The following is a 17384-nucleotide window of genomic DNA, read 5'->3' as shown; positions in this document are numbered from 1 at the left end:
GGGGAGGCCGTCGCGCTGTTTATTCGGGCGCCGTAAGCCGCTCCAGCAGTTCCACGGTGGGATAGCCGTCCGCCACAACGCCCATGCTGCGCTGATAGCCCCGCAGCCCTGCGCGGGTGGCGGGGCCCATCACGCCATCCGGGGTCCCGGCCGCAAACCCTTTGCGGTTGAGTGCCTCCTGCAGCTCCTGCAGTTGCTGCCGTGACAGGGGCGCGAGGTCGCGGGGCCATGCGGCAACCACCGGTCCGCCGCCGCCGATCTGGCGTGACAGCAGTGCCACGGCCAGCGCGTAGTTGACAGAATTGTTGTAGCGCAGGATGGCCCGGAAGTTGGCTCCCACCAAGAAGGCCGGGCCGCGTGCGCCTGCGGGGCTCACGATGAAAGCCCCGCTCAGGGTCGGCAGCGCTTGGCCGTCGGTGGCCTTCACTCCTTCTGCTTCCCATTGCGCCGTGGTTTGGCGCGTGCCCGGGTCTGCCCGGGCATGGTCAAACGAGGGCGGAAGCAGCACTTCGGCGCCCCAGGTTTCGTGGGCTTGCCAGCCAGACCGAGCCAGAAAGTGGGCTGTGGATGCCGCCACATCGGGGACACTGCCCCAGATGTCGCGGTGGCCGTCGCCATCGGCATCCACGGCGTAGGCCAGAAACACCGAGGGCAGGAACTGCGTGTGCCCCATGGCGCCTGCCCAGGAGCCGAGCATGCGGTCCGCTGCGATGTCGCCCTGGTCCACGATGCGCAGCGCGGCAAGCAGCTCGGCCTGCGCCCAGGTGCGGCGGCGGCCTTCATAGGCCAGCGTGGACAGTGCGTCCACGGTGCGGAATGTCCCGAAGTTGCTGCCGTAGTTGCTCTCCATGCCCCAGATGGCGGTGACCACGGTGGCCGGCACGCCATAGCGGGCGGCGGCGGCCTCCAGCGTGGCGCTGTGCTCGGCCAGCTTGGCCTGCCCCTGGGCAATGCGCTGTGGTGAGACCGCGCTGTCAAGGTAGGCCCAGGGTGCGCGCGTGAATTCGGGCTGGGCCCGGTCAAGCTCCACCACGCGCGGTTGCCATTGCGCCCGACCCAGCACATCGCGCACCGTGCGAGGCTGGATACCTGCCTGCAAGGCCTGCGCCGAAAATGCGTCGCGCCATGCAGCAAAACCCGCAACATGGTCCACGCCCATGACTGGGCCGCCCGTGGATGCGGGCGCGTCCAGGCTCGGTGCACCAGCCGTTGCAGGTGGCGCGGTGGGTGGCAAGGGTGCTTTTACCGTTTCCGGGCGAGGGGTGGGCGTTGGGGCTGAGGCGCAGCCCGCCAGGGCCAAAGCCGCCACCCACGCTACCAGCGGGAGCGAGAACGCCAGGGAAGGGGAGGGCCGTGGGACCGAGGAATCTGCTGGAGGGGTACGTTGCATGCGCCATTGTCCTGCGCGGCGGTGCCCGAGCCCTGCCGCAGGTGTATCACTGCGTGAAAGGGCTGCCAGGGTGGCAATGTGCATTTGCTATAAAATCAATAGCTGCTTGCGCTTTTACAGTATGCGCTAGGGGTCAAAAAGTGCCTGCGAATCAGGGTACAGTTCGATGTCTTCTTTGCCCTGCCCTTGTCCCGCCCCTGTTTGCCCACCGACCATGGCCTCCCATACCTTCCTCTGGCACGACTACGAAACCTTTGGTGCCAACACGCGCCGTGACCGGCCTGCGCAGTTCGCGGCCATCCGGACCGACGCTGAGCTCAATGAGATCGGCGAGCCGCTGATGTTCTATTGCCAGCCCGCCAACGACTACCTGCCTGATCCCGTCTCGTGCCTGATCACCGGCATCACGCCGCAGCTCTGCCTGGAGAAGGGGGTGCCCGAGCACCAGTTCGCTGCGCGCATCGAAGCTGAATTTGCCCAGCCCGGCACCATCGGTGTGGGCTACAACACCATCCGGTTCGATGACGAGATCACGCGCTTCATGTTCTGGCGCAACCTCATTGACCCCTATGCGCGCGAGTGGCAGAACCAGTGTGGGCGCTGGGACCTGCTGGACGTGGTGCGCATGACCTACGCGCTGCGGCCCGACGGCATCACCTGGCCCAAAAAAGAAGACGGCTCGCCCAGCTTCAAGCTGGAGCATCTGTCCAAAGCCAACGGTCTGCTGCACGAGGCGGCGCACGATGCGCTGTCGGATGTGCGCGCCACCATTGCGCTGGCACGGCTCATTCGCCAGCACAACACCAAGCTGTTTGACTTTGCACTCAGCCTGCACAAGAAGGACCGTGTGGCGGCTGAACTGCGCCTGCCGGCCACCGCCATCACGGCTCGGCCGTTCTTGCATGTGTCCGGCATGTTCCCTGCCGAACGAGGTTGCCTGGCTGTCATGTGGCCGCTGGCCAGCCACCCCACGAACAAGAATGAACTCATCGCCTGGGACCTGGCCCATGACCCCGCACCCCTTGCCACCATGGGCCCCGACGAGATCCGCCTGCGCATGTTCAGCAAGGCCGATGCGTTGCCTGAGGGCGTGACACGTCTGCCGGTCAAGACCATCCACCTGAACAAGTCACCCATGGTGGTGGGCAATGTGAACACGCTCACGCCCGCGCTGGCGCAGCGCTGGGGCATCGACATGGCGCAGGCCGCCCAGCACGCCGAGGTGGCACACGCGCTGCCCGACATGAGTGGCATCTGGCCCGCCGTGTTTGCCCGCCCGCAAGAACCTGCAACGGATGTGGACCAGGATCTGTATGGCGGTTTTGTGGGCAACAACGACCGGCGTTTGCTGAACGACCTGCGCACCCTGGGCGGCGACAAGCTGGCCAAGGCCCGGGCGAATTTTGATGACCCGCGCCTCGCAGAGCTGCTCTGGCGCTACCGTTCGCGCAACTTTCCGCAAACGCTGTCGCCCGAAGAGGCGGAGCGCTGGGAGGCGCACCGCGCAGCCTGCCTGTTCGATGGCGAGGGCGGGGCGCGCACGGTCGAGCAACTCTTCACCGAGATCGATGAAATGTCGGAAACTGCCGATGACCGCGCGCAGGACATCCTGGGCGCCTTGTACGATTACGCTGAGCACATCGCGCCGGAGCGCTGACCTCCCTGAGGCGCTGCGCGCCTTCCCACCCGAGGGGGACGCACCCGGTGGCCTGGCGGAGCCAGTTCCACGGGTGCGCTGGTATTGGGACGCGCCAGTATTCATCGCCATGCCTTGCACGCAGACCAGTAAAAACAGCCGCAGATTTTTATGACGACACCGCAGAACCAACGTTTCACCACCCAGATCCTGCACGCAGACCGCCAGGGCGGCGCCGAGCATGGGGCCATCCACAAGCCAATCCATACGTCCGTCCAGTACGGCTACGACAAGGTCGAGGATCTGATTGCCGTGTTCCAGGGCACGGCCAAAGGCGGCTTCAACTATGCCCGGCAGGGCACGCCCACCACGGCGGCGCTGGAGGCCAAGATCACGCAGATGGAAAAAGGGCAGGGCACCATCGTGTTCGCCACCGGCATGGCAGGCATCTGCGCCATCTTTCTCACGTTGCTGAAGGCGGGCGACCACCTGGTGGCCAGCCAGTTTGTGTTTGGCAACACCAACAGCGTGTTCGGCACGCTGGCCGACCTGGGCATCGAGGTGACCCTGGTGGACGTGACGGACGCCGCCAACGTGGCCGCTGCGGTGCGGCCCAACACCCGCATGGTGTTTGTCGAGACCATCGCCAACCCCGGTACGCAGATCCCCGACCTGGAAGGTGTGGGCGCCGTCTGCCGTGAGCGCGGGTTGCTGTACGTGGTGGACAACACCGTGGCGTCGCCCTACCTGTTCCGTGCGTCCACGGTGGGCGCGGGGCTGGTGCTCAACTCGCTCACCAAGAGCATTGGCGGGCAGGGCGCGGCGCTGGGCGGCGCCGTAACAGACACCGGTCTGTTCGACTGGAGCACGTACCCCAACATCTTTGCGCCCTACCGCAAGGGCGACGCCAAGGGCTGGGGCCTGCAGCAACTGCGCAAGAAGGGCCTGCGCGACATGGGTGGCACGCTGTCGTCCCACGCCGCGCACCAGATCGCGCTGGGTGCTGAAACCCTGTCGCTGCGCATGGACCGCACCAGTGCCACGGCCCTGGCTCTGGCGCAGTGGCTGGAGCAGCACCCTGCAGTCTCCCGCGTGCTCTATCCCATGCTGCCCTCGCACCCCCAGCATGCCTTTGCCAAAAAGCACCTCAAGGCCGGTTCGTGGCTGCTGTCGTTCGAGCTGCGCGACCCCGACCAGTGCCTGCCCGTGTGCAACCGGCTGCAGCTGCCGATCAAGGCCACGGGCCTGGCAGACACGCGCACGCTCATCATCCCTGTGGCCCACACGATTTTCTGGGAAGCTGGCCCCGCCGTGCGAGCCACCATGGATATTGCCGACAGCATGATCCGCGTGTCCGTGGGCCTGGAAGACTCCGAAGACCTGCTCGCCGACTTTGAGCAGGCCCTTGCGGGGGGCTGACCTGCCAAAGACCTTCCCAGGAGCCCCACACATGGCCACAGCAACCTCGGCACCCCCCGCCAGCATTGGCAAGTACCGTATCGAGCGCGAACTGGGCCGGGGTGCCAGCGGCATCGTATTCCTGGGGCTCGACGGCTTTCGGGGCCGCAAGGTGGCCATCAAGCAGACGCATGCCCACCTGTTGAAAGTGCCCGAGCAGGCTGAGCGCTACCGCAAGCTGCTGCGCAACGAGGCCGCGCTTTCGGGCCGCCTGCGCCACCCCAATATCGTGCGCCTGCTCGATGCGGACGAGGAGGCACTGCCACCCTACCTCGTGCTGGAGTACGTGGACGGACAGCCCCTGTCGGCCTATGCCACACCCGATACATTGCTGCCCGTGCCGCAGGTGCTGGACATTGCCTTCAAGTGCTGCAACGCGCTGGAGTACGCCTGCCGCGAAGGCCTGGTGCACCGCGACATCAAGCCCGCCAACCTCATGCTGGCGCAGGATGGCGACATCAAGCTGACGGATTTTGGTGCGGCGCTGTCGCTGCGCAGCGATGCCACGCAGCTGTCGGGTCTGGTGGGCTCGCCGTCGTACATGTCGCCCGAACAGGTGCGTGAACAGGACCTCACCCACCACAGCGACATGTTTTCTCTGGCCGTAGTGGTGTACGAGCTGCTCACGGGCCGCCGCCCGTTTGACGGCGACACCGACTTTGCCACGCTCTACAAGATCAGCAACGAGGCACCCACGCCGCCGAGCCTGCTGCGTGCATCGCTGCCAGCCCATGTGGACGCCGTGCTGTTGCGCGCCCTGGCCAAGCAGCCCTCAGACCGTTTTGAGACCTGGGACGATTTTGCGCAGGCGCTGCTGACTGCACACCAGGGCCTGCCGCGCCAGCGGTCACAGGACACCGAGGCCGAGCGTTTTGCGCGCTTGCGTGCGCTGCCGTTTTTTGCCGACTTTCACGACGTGGCCCTGTGGGAGCTGATGCGCCTGGGCAACTGGCGCAGGCTTGGGGCGGGCACGGTGCTGATGCGCGAAAACACGCCGGGCGATTCGTTCTGCATCCTGATCGAGGGCCAGGTGGCCGTGAGCCGCCAAGGCTGGAACCTCAGCACGTTGGGCGCGGGCGTCACCCTGGGTGAAATGACCTACCTGCGCCCCGACAACAGGCTGCGCACCGCCACCGCCGTGGCCGAGACGGAGGTGCTGGTGCTCAAGGTCCGCAACCCGGCGTTGCGCGGGGCGTCTGAAGACCTGCAGTCGTGTTTTGACAAGGCATTCATCAAGCTGCTGGTGGGGCGGCTGATTGCGACCAACGAACAGCTGGCAGAGTGGGAGCTGGTGGCTGCCCCTGCGGCGCCTGCATCGCCCTCGGCACCGCGGGGTTGAAACACCGGGTTTGCGCAGGCCGTGCGGCGCGGCAAGGTTCTCAGTGCGCCACGGTTTCCAGCAGCAACTCGTCGATCGGGGCGGGGCGGCCCAGGGCGTATCCCTGGGCAAAGTGCACGCCCAGTCCTGTCAGCAGGTTCACGATGGCCTGGCTTTCGGCAAACTCCGCGACGGTCTTTTTGCCCATCAGGCAACCGATTTCGTGGATGGACTTCACCATGGCAAAGCTCACGGGGTCATCTGCCATGTGCTTCACGAACTGCCCGTCGATCTTGAGCATGTCCACCGCCAGCTCGCGCAGGTAGGCGTACGACGACAGTCCGCTGCCAAAGTCGTCCAGGGCGAACTGGCAGCCCCGGGCGCGCAGTGCGTGGAAGAAGCGGTTGGCCGCCGCCAGGTCGCCCATGGCGGCCGTTTCGGTGATCTCGAAACACAGGCGGTCGCAGCGTACCGAGGTCTGGTCCATGGCCTGCAGCACCTGGCTCAAAAAAGCGGCATCGCCCACGGACTGGCCTGACAGGTTGATGCAGCACAGCTCCACGCGATCCTGGTGCTCTGCCATCCAGGCCAGGGCGTTCTTGATGACCCATCGGTCCACCCGGGCCGCCAGGTGGTAGCGCTCCACTGCGGGCATGAATTCGCCCGGCGAGACCAGTTGGCCGTCGGCGGTGTGCATGCGCAGCAGGATCTCGCAATGCAGGCCATGGGGCTGGCTGCCATGTGCCGGGCCCAGGCGGGTGATGGGCTGGCCAAACAGCTCAAACCGGTCGTGCTGCAGCGCATGCTCTATGCGGCTGACCCATTCCATGACGCCATAGCGCTGCGCCAGAGCAGGGTCGTTCTCGGCATAGACATGAATGCGGTTGCGGCCCCCATCCTTGGCCACGTAGCACGCGCTGTCTGCCGCTTGCAGCAAGGCGCCCACGCTTTCGGTGGCGGCGTCGAGCATCACCGCCCCAATGCTGACACTCACGCTGAACACATGGTCGCGCCAACAAAAACGGAAAGCGGCCAGGCCCTGCTGCATGCGCTCGGCCAACTGCAGGGCCTGCTGCAGATCCTGTTGCCACAGCAGGATGCCGAATTCGTCGCCCCCCAATCGGCACAGCAGGTCCTGGGGCTGCAGGTGGGCCAGGAACAGGCGCGCCACCTGCCGCAGCAGCTCGTCGCCTGCGGCATGGCCGCAGGTGTCGTTGATCACCTTGAAGTTGTCGAGATCGAGGTAGCACACGCAGTGGTGGGCCCTGGCGTCGCGCGTGGCGGCGAAGGCCTGGGCCAGCAGGTGTTCGAATGCACGGCGGTTGCCCAGGCTCGTGAGCGTGTCGTGCATGGCCTGGAACTCCATTTCGCGGCTCAGCCGGCTGGCTTCGGTCACGTCGCGAAACACCAGCACCACGCCATCGGCATGCCCGCCCGGGCGCAGCAGCGGCGAGGCCGACAGGTCCATCAGCAGGGGCGCACCCGCCTGGGGCGTGGACCGCAGCTTGCCATGCAACTGGGTGCAACCTTGTGCGAGTGCGCGGCCCACCAGGTCGGGCGCAGTGTCAGCGCCGGCTTCGATGGCCAAGCCCAGGACCTCCTGGTGCCTGCGCCCGCAGGCTGCGGCCAGCGACCACCCCGTCAGCGCCTGGGCGGCGGGGTTGAGGTACTGCACCAGCCCTGCAGCGTCGGTGGTGACCACGGCGTCGCTGATCGAGTGCAAGGTGACCTGCAGGCGTTCCTTCTCCTGCAGCAGAGCCTCTTCGGCTTCGCGCTGTGCGGTCATGAAGCGCACCCGGTCCAGCGCCACGGCCAGATGCCCGGCGGTGGCCTGCATAAGCGCAATCTGCCAGGGCTTGGGGGGGCGCACGCCTTCCTCGTCGCCATAGGTGCCCATGCCCAGTGCGCCCAGGCGCTGGTTGGCCATGATCAGCGGCACATTGACGATGGTGCGGTTGTGCAGCACGGCGACCACAGCCTTGTTGGTGCGTGGGTCGGTGCGGGCGTCTTCCACCACGACGACGTGCGTGGCCTGCATGATTTCCTCGAGCAGCGCATCCCCCTTCACGGGGATCTTCATGGTCTGCAACTGGCGGCTCAGGGCGCTCTCCTCGCCGCCGCTGGTGTGGGTCAGGAAGTCCAGCATCCCCGAGGCGTCATCGATCAGTGCCAGCCAGACATGGCGGTAGTCAAAAACGCTTTCCCCCATGGGTTTCACGGCGTCGAGCACATCGGACAGGGTCCAGGCGCGTTCCAGGCGCTTGCACAGCTGGAGCAGGGCGTCTGAGTGCCTGCGCTCTTGCGGGTCGTGTGGCGCCATCGGATCGGGGGGCATTGTCATGGGATGGGGCGAAGGGCGCTTTCCGGGAACTTGTGGGAGCCACAAGGCGAGGCAGGACCGGGGCACCATCGTGAAGCCGCCGGTATGCCGATGTTGCCGAGCATAGGTACCAGACCTGCAACCCGCATGGTGGAAACCACCAATGGGCGCTGTGTTGCCTCAGGAAGGGGCCAGTGGTTTCGCTGGGGTAACGGACTGTGGGCTGGGCGGCCCAGGCAAAAGCGGGGTGGTGGTTTTAAATGAGAATGGGTATCATTTGATTGCCTGAGTACGCTACCTTCGTTCACCGCAAAAGGCTCTACCGGAGCCCGTCATGCACCCTTTCCCTCCTTCCAGCTCTACCGACGACGTGCCTGGGTCGCGTGCGCTGGTATCCCGGCGCCAAGGGATTCCCCATCTTCAGGGTCGGCAGTGGGTGGGGCTGGCCATCGTGCTTGCGGGGCTGGTGGTTGCCACCGCGCAAGTGTGGCAGTGGATAGCGGGACAACCCCTGGTTTTTGCGGCACTGCTGGGTGGCATGGCGGCTGCGCTGGCCACGGCCCTCGGTACGCTGCCGGTGTTGCTCTCGCAGCGGCTGCCTGAGCGCACGCAGGATACGCTGTTTGGCTTTGGTGCGGGTGTCATGCTGGCCGCGTGTGCATTTTCCCTGATCATTCCAGGCATCGCCGCCGCGCGGGCTGCCGGAGCGGGGCCCTGGGCTGCGGGTGGCGCCGTGGGCGCCTCCATTTTGCTCGGGGCGCTGGTGCTGCTGCTGATGGAGCGTTGGCTGCCGCACGAGCATTTCATCAAAGGCGTGGAAGGTGGACACACCGCGCGCACCTTGCGGCGAACATGGCTTTTTGTGTTTGCGATCGGCCTGCACAACCTGCCGGAAGGGCTCGCCATTGGTGTGGCTTATGCGGGCGGCGACAACTTGCGCGCCAGTGCCCTCGCCACGGGCATTGCCATTCAGGATGTGCCGGAAGGCCTGGTGGTGGCGGTGGCTCTGCTGGCGGCGGGTTACCGGCGGGCCTTGGCCGTGGGGCTGGGCATGGCGTCGGGCCTGGTCGAGCCCGTGGGCGCGGTGCTGGGTGCGGCCGTGGTTGGCTACAGCGCGAGCCTGTTGCCGTGGGGACTGGGTTTTGCGGCGGGCGCCATGTTGTTCGTGATCAGCCACGAGATCATTCCCGAATCCCACCGCAAAGGACATGAGGCCTGGGCCACAGGCGGCCTCATGCTGGGCTTTGTGATCATGATGCTGCTGGATACGGCGCTGGGATGATCCCTGCGGGCTGGAAATACAATTGCTATATTAATAATAGCTATGAATTTTTACTGGGCAAGCGATAGTGCCTTTTTAAAAAATATTCTCTCTGCGTTCTATCCGAAGAACTGGTAACACACTGCAATGGCCGCCACCACACCGGCCAGTTCGGCCAGCAAGGCGCAACTGACGGTGTGCCGTGTGCGCTGGATGCCCACCGCGCCGAAGTACACCGCCAGCACGTAGAAGGTGGTTTCGGTGCTGCCCTGGATGGTGGCCGCTGCCAGCGCGGCGAAGCTGTCCACCCCCTGGGTCTGCATGGTCTCGATGAGCATGGCGCGCGCGGCGCTGCCGGAAAACGGTTTGACCAGCGCGGTGGGCAGCGCATCGACGAACCGGGTGTCCGCGCCCAGCATCTGCACGCACCAGCGGATGCCGTCCAACACATAACCCAGCGCCCCCGATGCGCGAAACACTCCCACGGCACACAGCATGGCCACCAGGTAAGGCAGCAGGCCCTTGGCCACATCGAAGCCTTCGCGCGCGCCTTCGATGAACGCTTCGTACACGGCCACCTTGCGCCACGCGCCGATGGCCACAAACAGCACGATCAGCGCAAACAGCGTGAGGTTGCCCAGCAGGGACGACAGGCTGGCCAGCGCGGTGGCGCTCAAGGTGGTCAGCAGCGCCATAAAGCCGCCCAGCACCAGGGCCACAGGCAGCAGATAGGCCAGCACCACGGGGCTCCACAAAGGCAGGCGCTGCACCACCGCCACGCTGAGCAGCCCCACCAGCGTGGAAGCCGATGTGGCCAGCAGGATCGGCAGGAACACCAGGGTAGGGTCGGGCGCGCCCTGCTGCATGCGGTACATGAAGATCGTCACCGGCAGCAGCGTGAGGGAGGAGGCGTTAAGCACCAGGAACAGGATCTGCGCGTTGGTGGCGGTGTCGGGCTCTGGGTTCAGCTCCTGCAGGGCTTTCATCGCCTTCAAGCCCATGGGGGTGGCTGCGTTGTCCAGTCCCAGGGCGTTGGCCGCAAAGTTCAGCGTCATGAGGCCCAGGGCCGGGTGGCCGCTGGGAACCCCGGGCATCAGCCGCCGAAACAGCGGCGCCAGCCAGCGCGCCAGTGCGTCCACGATGCCCGCCTTCTCGGCAATGCGCAAGAAACCCAGCCACAGCGTGAGCGTGCCAAACAACAGCACCATCACCTCGACCGACAGCTTGGCCATGGCAAACAGCGCCTCGACCATGGCGGCAAAGATCTGCGCATTGCCGCCCACCAGCCATTGCGCCAGGGCTGCCACGGCAGCGGTCAGGAAAAAGCCCAGCCACAAGGTGTTGAGCATCAGTGATCCTGAAGGATGGAGGAGCGGAGTGCATGCATGGTGGCGAGGTTACCCGCCCCCAGGTCCGGCGCTGGCTTGAACGTGGCGGCAGGGCAACGGCTCGGTCAGTGGTACCCTATAGGGTTCGGTTCAAACCTGTGCAAAGGCCTTTTTCGGGGCTTTCGGTGCCTGGATGGGCCGCCCCATATACCTATCGACAGGCGCCCTGGCGCGCCACAACTCCAAGAAAGACATCACCATGGGCGCGCAGTGGAAAGCAAAAGGCAAGGCACAGGTGGCGGATGCCAAGGGCAAGCTGTTTGGCAAACTGGTCAAGGAAATCACCGTGGCCGCACGCGGCGGCGCTGACCCGGCCGGCAACTCCCGTCTGCGCCTGGTGGTGGAGCAGGCCCGCAAGGCCTCTATGCCCAAGGACACGCTGGAGCGCGCCATCAAGAAGGGCTCTGGCACGGGCGCTGACGCCGTCAACTACGAACGTGTGATCTACGAAGGCTTTGCACCCCACCAGGTCGCGGTGATGGTCGAATGCCTGACCGACAACGTGAACCGCACGGCACCTGAAATGCGCGTGCTGTTCCGCAAGGGGCAACTGGGCACATCCGGCTCGGTGGCCTGGGACTTCAACCATGTCGGCATGATCGAGGCCGAACCCGCCACGCCCGGCGCAGACCCCGAGCTGGCCGCCATCGAGGCAGGTGCACAAGACTTTGAAGCGGGCGACGAAGAAGGCACCACCACCTTCTGGACCGACCCCACCGACCTTGACCTGGTGAGCCGTGCGCTGCCCGCCCATGGTTTCAATGTGCTGTCGGTCAAGCTGGGCTACAAGCCCAAGAACCCCGTGAACCCCGCCAACCTGACGGCCGAACAGCTCGAAGAGGTGGAGAACTTCCTGGCTGCCATCGATTCCAACGACGACGTGCAGGACGTTTTTGTGAGCCTGGGCGGCTGATGGCGGTGGTTTGCTGGTTCTGCGCGCAGTGCCGGTTCCGCCCCATCTCCGCTCCATCCAATCTTCCATGACCGCAGACCACTACGCCGCCCTTGGGCTGGCGGCCAACGCATCGCCGGCCGACATCAAGAAGGCCTTCCGGCAGAAGGCGTCGTTCTATCACCCGGACCGCAACGACGCCCCCGACGCCGCGCAGCGCTTCCAGGCGGTGCAAAAGGCCTACGAGGTTTTGTCGGACGACACCGCCCGGCAGGCCTACGACGACAACCGCCGCCGCAACCTGCTGGACGACCCGCTGCAGACCGCCCAAGAGATCTGGCAAGCCTATTCCACGCGCATTTTGACGCCCACTCCGTGAAACTTTCCCCTTACTTTTATGACCTGCGCTCCGCCTACCAGGCCGAGCTGGATGACCTGCTGTCCGACTCCGAAGGCAAGGACGTCTTGCGCAAGCGTTTGGCCGAAAAGCGCAACGAGATTGCCTTTTTGGTGCAGATGATGGAGCCGGCGCCCGAGATGGTGGCGGTGGTCTTTCATCGCGGCTTTCGGTTCTCCAAACCTGCCGCGGTGGAACACCTGCTGGGTTTGCCGGTGGACGAATTGCCCGACTGGCACAGCCTCACGCATGCCATCACGCTGGAGCCCTGGGCCACCAGCCTGGCGCAGACCGTGTTGCGCGAACCGCAGGGCGCCCGCTTCATGGCCGTAGCTGCCGGGCTGGAATACCTGCGGCAGCACGCCCGTCTGGCGCCCCAGGCGGCCTCGCATGCCGATGGCGATGGTGACGGCGATGCGGAGGACGGTGAAGACGCCGCAGAGCATGATGACGACTACGACGCGCTGAGCGCCGATGACGCCGCTGATCCGAAGAACAGCCGCAGCCGCGAAGAGGCCAGTTCCAACTGGCTGTCGGACGTGGGCTTTGACCGGAAGGACTAGCCCCAGGGGATGATGCTCCCCTGTGTCGCTTCGCGCCTTCCCCCCAGGGGGACGCCGCCAGCGCGGCGGGGCGGCCCTTGCGCGGCGACCGCTGGCTTGGGGCGCGCCAGTTCCATAGACCAGCGCGGCGCGCTTGGCGCAACGGACCAATGAAAAGGAATTTCGCATGAGCAACAACACCCATCTCGCCCTCATCACCAAAACCACCAGCCTCATCGCGGCGGGCGACATCGTGGGCGCTGAATCGGCGCTGGCCGAACTGGCCGATACCGATGGGGATGGTGCGCTCATGGTGGTGCTGGACCAGCTGGCGCCCAAGGACATCCTGGCCGTGATGCGCGAGTACGACGACTCCAAGGCTTCGGTGGTCAACCTGCTGGTCACGCCGGAACAATTTGCCCGGGCCATGGTGCTGGAGAAGCAATACAAGGACCTCACGCACACCCACCTGCGCAACATGGTCAACGCCGTCATCTTTCGCGACGATGCCGACCCGGTGGAGTTCCTCACTGCCATCGGCAACCTGGAAGGCGGCGCCGAGGCACTGGCCAACTACTTTGCCGAAAAGTGGAGCCGCATCGAAGCCTTTGCCCGCACCGGCACATTTGACGCGGTCGAAGACTACGGCGTCACGCTGACCGACGACGAATTGCTGGCCTCTGGCTATGTGCAGCCCCGCATCGACCTAGACGAGGTCGCCGACCGTGACTGGATGCAAATGGCCTGGCTGCTGCGCTACGAGTGCCGCGACCTGTTCATCGAAACGCTGCTGGTGCTGCGCGCCAAGGCCCGCGCCTTTGACCTGGGCCTGGAAGAGGGTGATGAGCCCGCCGAGGAAGACGATGGCAAGTTCGAGACCAGCGAAACCGATCGCGGCAAGGCCACGCCAGCAGCCCGCACCTCTGACGAAGAATCCGCGATTTAGATGACAACTCCCTGTGGCGCTTCGCGCCTCGGTGCCACCGCCAGAGGCTGCGGCTCTTCGGGCACGTCCAAGCCTGCGCATGCAGGCTTGGAGCCGCGGCCCTCAGCCCCTTCTCTCCAATTGCTGCGCAATTCGGGAAGGGGGACACCGCCAGCGCGGCGGGGTGGCCCTTGCGCGGCGGTTCTGGCCTGGAGCGTGCCAGTTTCATGGCCCACGAGCACTGCGAAGCGCGATAGATACTGATATGACTGTGCCCAACACGCCTTCTTCAACGACTGACGAGATTGCAGCCGCCAACGCGCTTCAACTCCACGACGCCCGCCCGTTCTTTGAAAAGGCGCTGGCGTATGGTGCTCAGCATGGCGTGCTGGGTGCCGAGAAACTAGCGGCCATCAACACCGACGCGCCCAAGGGCATGGTGCAGATTGCGCGCTACTTTGGCAGCGAGTTTCTGCGCCCCGAGCTGGAGAAGGCGCGCGACCGCATGGTCAACCTCATCAGCCTGTACCTGCTGGACACCACCGGGGGCGACCTGCACGAGGCCGCCGTCTCGCTGCGCGACCATTCGTTCCTGTCGCGCTCCAAGGGGGGCTCGGACATGCTCAAGCGCCTGATCGCCATGCCCGAGAGCAGCAATTTCGGCATGGCCGGCTATGCCGATGCCGAAACCCCGTTGCTGGCCGTGTGGTCGCTGCGCAGCCACGCCGACTACCGGGCCGAGCTGGCGCGCCGCACGCAGATTGCGCAGGCCATCCGGGCCGCCCAGTGGCTGGCCGGGCAGTTCGACCTGGACCCCGACGAGCTGGAAGCCGCGGGCGCCGACGCGGAAGCCGTCATCCGCGCTGGCTTGCTCATGGTGGCCCTGGCGCCCAAGGCCATGGACCTCGGCGAGTGGCCCAACACCGTGTCGTTCGAAAAAGTGCTGATGGCACAGCGCAAGAAGAAGCTCGCGCCGCCCGTGCAGCTGCGCCTGCCTGCCGGCTTGCCTGCCGAACTGCGCGAGGTGGTGCAGGCGCATTGCGCCAGCGTGCTGGCCGACCTGCCCAAGCTGCTCGACGCGGCCACACCGGTGCGCACGCTGCTGCGCCCCACCGGCGCTTTCCGCGCGCGCTACTTTCTGCTGGACGACCCCTTGGCCGAGGTGGACAACTTCCACCGCAGCCTGGATGCGCTGGAGGAGGGTGAGGAACCCCCGCTTCCCGCGAGCAAGACCTGGACGAGAACGGTGCAGGGCAACGATGACGAACATTCGCTGCTCACGCTGTTCCTGTGCCTAGCGGCCGGGGCCCCCAAGAAGACGCTGCTGACCGAGAAGACCGCCGCGAGCCTCGTCCGAAAGATCCGCAAATCGGGCCTGCGGCCGGCGCTGGCGTCCGACTTCATCCGCGCCCATGCGCCCGGCGTGCACCAGCAGGACTACATCGCCCTGTGGACCGGCTTCGTGCAGGACGCGGAAAAGACCCTGCTCAGCGACATGGACTACCAGATGCACGACGCCCTGGCACTGCTGCGCCGGGAGTGCAACGTGGTGGGCGACTGAGCACCAAGGAAGAGGTGGCCGGCCGCGGCCTGGGGCAGGGGCGCTGGCACCGGCGGCCCGCGCCCGTGGCGCCGCCGCGTGGCCCCGCGCGATAGTTCCTGCATTTCGCAACGGCTCGGTTAACATTCAGCGCGTTTCTTGTCCTGCCGCAATCCCTTCATGCCAGCCCCGCGGGGCTCCCTTACGCCGCTGCCCCGTTCCGTCTCCGTGCACAGCCCCACACTCGTCATTCTCGCGGCCATCCTGTCGGCGCTGGTTACCGCAGTGCTGTATGCCGTGTGGCATTTCAACAAGAACATCCCGGGCCTGCGGCTGTGGACGCTGTCATTCCTGGGCGCGTCGGTGTTCTGCGCCACGCTGCTGGCGCGCGAGCGGATGCCCGAAGTGCCGGCCGTGGTGCTGGCGCAGGGGGCCAATGCGCTGGCGGCCTACCTGTGCTGGCTGGGCAGCCGCGCCTACATGGGGCGCCCGCCCATCGCGCACCGGTATGCCGCGGCCGCCATCGTGTCGCTGGTGGCGCTGTCGGTGTATTTCACGGTGGCGCAGCCCCATCCCGGCGCGCGGTTCGCCCTGGCGGGCTGGTTCGCGGGCGTGTGCTTCCTGCTCACGGCGCGCACGCTGGCGCAGGGTGGCTTTCGCCGTGTTCCGGCGCGCTACCTGCTCGCGGGCGTCATGGCCTTCCATGGGGTGTGCGTGCTGGTGCGCCCCGTGATCTTCCGGCTGGCCGCCCCTTCGGATGCCGGCCTGCTGACGCAGCTGTCGCAGTTCGTGGTGCTGGAGGCCACGGTGGCCCTCGTGATGATCGCGTTTGGCGTGCTGATGCTGACCAATGAATTCGTGACGAGCGAGCTGCGCCACCTCGCCGAGATCGACCCGCTCACCAGCGTGTTCAACCGCCGCGCCTTCATCACGCTGCTGGACAAGGGCCTGAGCAATGCCCAGCGTACCCGGGCCGCGCTGCCCGTGCTGGTGATGGACCTCGACCACTTCAAGAAGATCAACGACACCGGCGGCCACCAGTGCGGGGACGACGCGCTGCGCCACTTCGTGGATCTGGCCCACCGCTGCCTGCGCCGGGAGGATGTGATGGGCCGCCTGGGTGGGGAGGAGTTCGCCATCTTCCTGCCCAACGCGGACGGCCCTGGTGCCGCCGGCGTGGCCGAACGCCTGCGGGCGCTGGTCGAGTCCGAGCCCATGGATGCCGAACGGCGGCGCGTGCCCCTGACCGTGAGCATCGGCATCACGTTGTCCACCAGCGGGGATTCGGCCGAGGCGGTGCTGCAGCGGGCGGACGAGGCGATGTACCTTGCCAAGGCGCGCGGGCGCAACCGGGTGGAGGTCGTGGCGCTGCCGGACGATCCCGTGCCGTTGAAGTGGCCGCGCCCCGCGGAGCGGCCCCGCACGGCGCGCAGCGCGGCGGTGCTGTAGCCAGCTTCCACCAGGCGCGCGTGCGGTCGCGCCGCCGGGCCCTGCCGCTTGCCTGATGGGCCTGAAACGCTGCCTGTGTCGGCTGCCCGACCTTCGGGCGTGCCGCCGCGCAGCGCGCCGCCGCACAATGGTGGCCTTGCCTCGTCCCGTCCATTCCCAGACCACCACCATCCCCCATGGCATTGAATCCCCACGGCAGCAACCCGCTCGGCGGCGCGGGCCCCGGCACCGCGCCCGGTGCATCGCCGTCGGCGCCCGCAGCGCAGCGCAGGGCGTTCCTGGCATCCGGCACGGGGCTGGCCGCCCTGGGTGTGGCGGCGGCCGCCGGGGCCGGCTACCTGCTGTACCGGCCGGGCAACGACCGGCAACTCGTCTTTGGCACCCTGGCGCGCGCCATGCAAGAGGTCGAGCGCCTTGCGGGCGCTGCGGTCCAGCCGCTGGCGCCCGCCACGGCCTGGAACTGGTCGCAGACGCTGGAGCACTGCGCACAGAGCATCGAGTTCTCGCTGCGGGGCTTCCCGGCGCCCAGGTCGGCGCTGTTCCAGAACACCCTGGGCGCGGCGGCTTTCAACGTGTTTGCCCTGCGTGGCCGCATGAGCCACAACCTGGCGGAGCCGATCCCGGGTGCGCCTGCTCTGGATGCATCCACGCCCGACGCTTCGGCGGCCCTGGCCCGGCTGCGCAAGGCCGTGCAGGACTTCGCCGTCCACGCCGGGCCGTTCCACCCGCACTTCGCCTACGGGGCGTTGAGCAAGGCGCAGTACGAGCAGGCGCACGCCATGCACCTGGCCAATCACCTGTCGGCGTTTGATGTGCGCGGCTGAGTGAAGGCTGATGCAGCCGTGCTGCGTGGGCTGCGGAATTCAAC

Annotated in this window: 14 protein-coding genes; 11 read left to right on the top strand and 3 right to left on the bottom strand. The window is 66.4% G+C overall.

The annotated features are described in order from the left end of the window. Positions 1-19 precede the first annotated feature (19 nt). On the bottom strand, positions 20-1390 hold the full coding sequence (locus IB243_RS23150) for a lytic murein transglycosylase (RefSeq protein ID WP_192429554.1): 1371 nt from the start codon (positions 1388-1390) through the stop codon (positions 20-22). 214 nt (positions 1391-1604) lie between these two features. Here IB243_RS23150 and sbcB point away from each other — a divergent pair, with 214 nt between their 5' ends. The 3 genes from sbcB to IB243_RS23135 all read left to right on the top strand — a co-directional run bounded on the left by sbcB (position 1605) and on the right by IB243_RS23135 (position 5823). Then, a complete protein-coding gene (sbcB, locus tag IB243_RS23145; protein ID WP_192429553.1) occupies positions 1605-3047 on the top strand; it encodes an exodeoxyribonuclease I in 1443 nt (480 codons plus the stop codon). A 150-nt stretch (positions 3048-3197) separates the two neighbouring features. Further along, positions 3198-4445 carry a cystathionine gamma-synthase family protein gene (locus tag IB243_RS23140; RefSeq protein WP_192429552.1) on the top strand — a complete coding sequence of 416 codons (1248 nt, stop codon included), beginning with the start codon at positions 3198-3200 and terminating at the stop codon, positions 4443-4445. A 31-nt stretch (positions 4446-4476) separates the two neighbouring features. Then, a complete protein-coding gene (locus IB243_RS23135) occupies positions 4477-5823 on the top strand; it encodes a protein kinase (RefSeq protein ID WP_192429551.1) in 1347 nt (448 codons plus the stop codon). A gap of 40 nt (positions 5824-5863) precedes the next feature. Here the strand turns inward: IB243_RS23135 and IB243_RS23130 are convergent, their stop codons facing one another. Further along, positions 5864-8143, bottom strand: coding sequence for an EAL domain-containing protein (locus IB243_RS23130; protein ID WP_225585255.1), 2280 nt, complete (start codon positions 8141-8143; stop codon positions 5864-5866). 313 nt (positions 8144-8456) lie between these two features. Between IB243_RS23130 and IB243_RS23125 the strand changes: the two genes are divergently transcribed. Beyond that, positions 8457-9404 (top strand): ZIP family metal transporter, encoded by a 948-nt coding sequence (locus tag IB243_RS23125; protein WP_225585253.1) that lies wholly within the window; start codon positions 8457-8459, stop codon positions 9402-9404. A gap of 98 nt (positions 9405-9502) precedes the next feature. Here IB243_RS23125 and IB243_RS23120 read toward each other — a convergent pair whose 3' ends face one another. Continuing rightward, positions 9503-10732, bottom strand: coding sequence for a nucleoside recognition domain-containing protein (locus IB243_RS23120; protein ID WP_192429550.1), 1230 nt, complete (start codon positions 10730-10732; stop codon positions 9503-9505). 238 nt (positions 10733-10970) lie between these two features. Here IB243_RS23120 and IB243_RS23115 point away from each other — a divergent pair, with 238 nt between their 5' ends. The 7 genes from IB243_RS23115 to IB243_RS23085 all read left to right on the top strand — a co-directional run bounded on the left by IB243_RS23115 (position 10971) and on the right by IB243_RS23085 (position 17340). After that, positions 10971-11684: a YebC/PmpR family DNA-binding transcriptional regulator gene (locus IB243_RS23115; RefSeq protein WP_192429615.1), complete on the top strand. Its 714-nt coding sequence runs from the start codon at positions 10971-10973 to the stop codon at positions 11682-11684. A gap of 67 nt (positions 11685-11751) precedes the next feature. Then, a complete protein-coding gene (locus IB243_RS23110) occupies positions 11752-12042 on the top strand; it encodes a DnaJ domain-containing protein (RefSeq protein ID WP_192429549.1) in 291 nt (96 codons plus the stop codon). Continuing rightward, a complete protein-coding gene (locus IB243_RS23105) occupies positions 12039-12623 on the top strand; it encodes a hypothetical protein (RefSeq protein ID WP_192429548.1) in 585 nt (194 codons plus the stop codon). The genes IB243_RS23110 and IB243_RS23105 overlap by 4 nt, the downstream gene beginning before the upstream one ends. 166 nt (positions 12624-12789) lie before the next feature. Then, the gene (locus tag IB243_RS23100) at positions 12790-13548 is read left to right on the top strand and encodes a hypothetical protein (protein ID WP_010458701.1); all 759 of its coding nucleotides are present in this window, start codon (positions 12790-12792) and stop codon (positions 13546-13548) included. 244 nt (positions 13549-13792) lie between these two features. Next, positions 13793-15088, top strand: coding sequence for a hypothetical protein (locus IB243_RS23095; protein WP_192429547.1), 1296 nt, complete (start codon positions 13793-13795; stop codon positions 15086-15088). 159 nt (positions 15089-15247) lie between these two features. Next, positions 15248-16516, top strand: coding sequence for a GGDEF domain-containing protein (locus IB243_RS23090; RefSeq protein ID WP_192429546.1), 1269 nt, complete (start codon positions 15248-15250; stop codon positions 16514-16516). A gap of 176 nt (positions 16517-16692) precedes the next feature. Then, a complete protein-coding gene (locus tag IB243_RS23085; RefSeq protein ID WP_192429545.1) occupies positions 16693-17340 on the top strand; it encodes a DUF1569 domain-containing protein in 648 nt (215 codons plus the stop codon). The last annotated feature ends 44 nt before the right edge of the window (positions 17341-17384 follow it).

This window comes from Acidovorax sp. ACV01 (assembly GCF_014851495.1).
GTDB lineage: Bacteria > Pseudomonadota > Gammaproteobacteria > Burkholderiales > Burkholderiaceae_C > Acidovorax > Acidovorax radicis.
The sequence above is the reverse complement of the archived record's forward strand: the minus strand, read 5'-3'. Positions and strand labels throughout refer to the sequence as shown.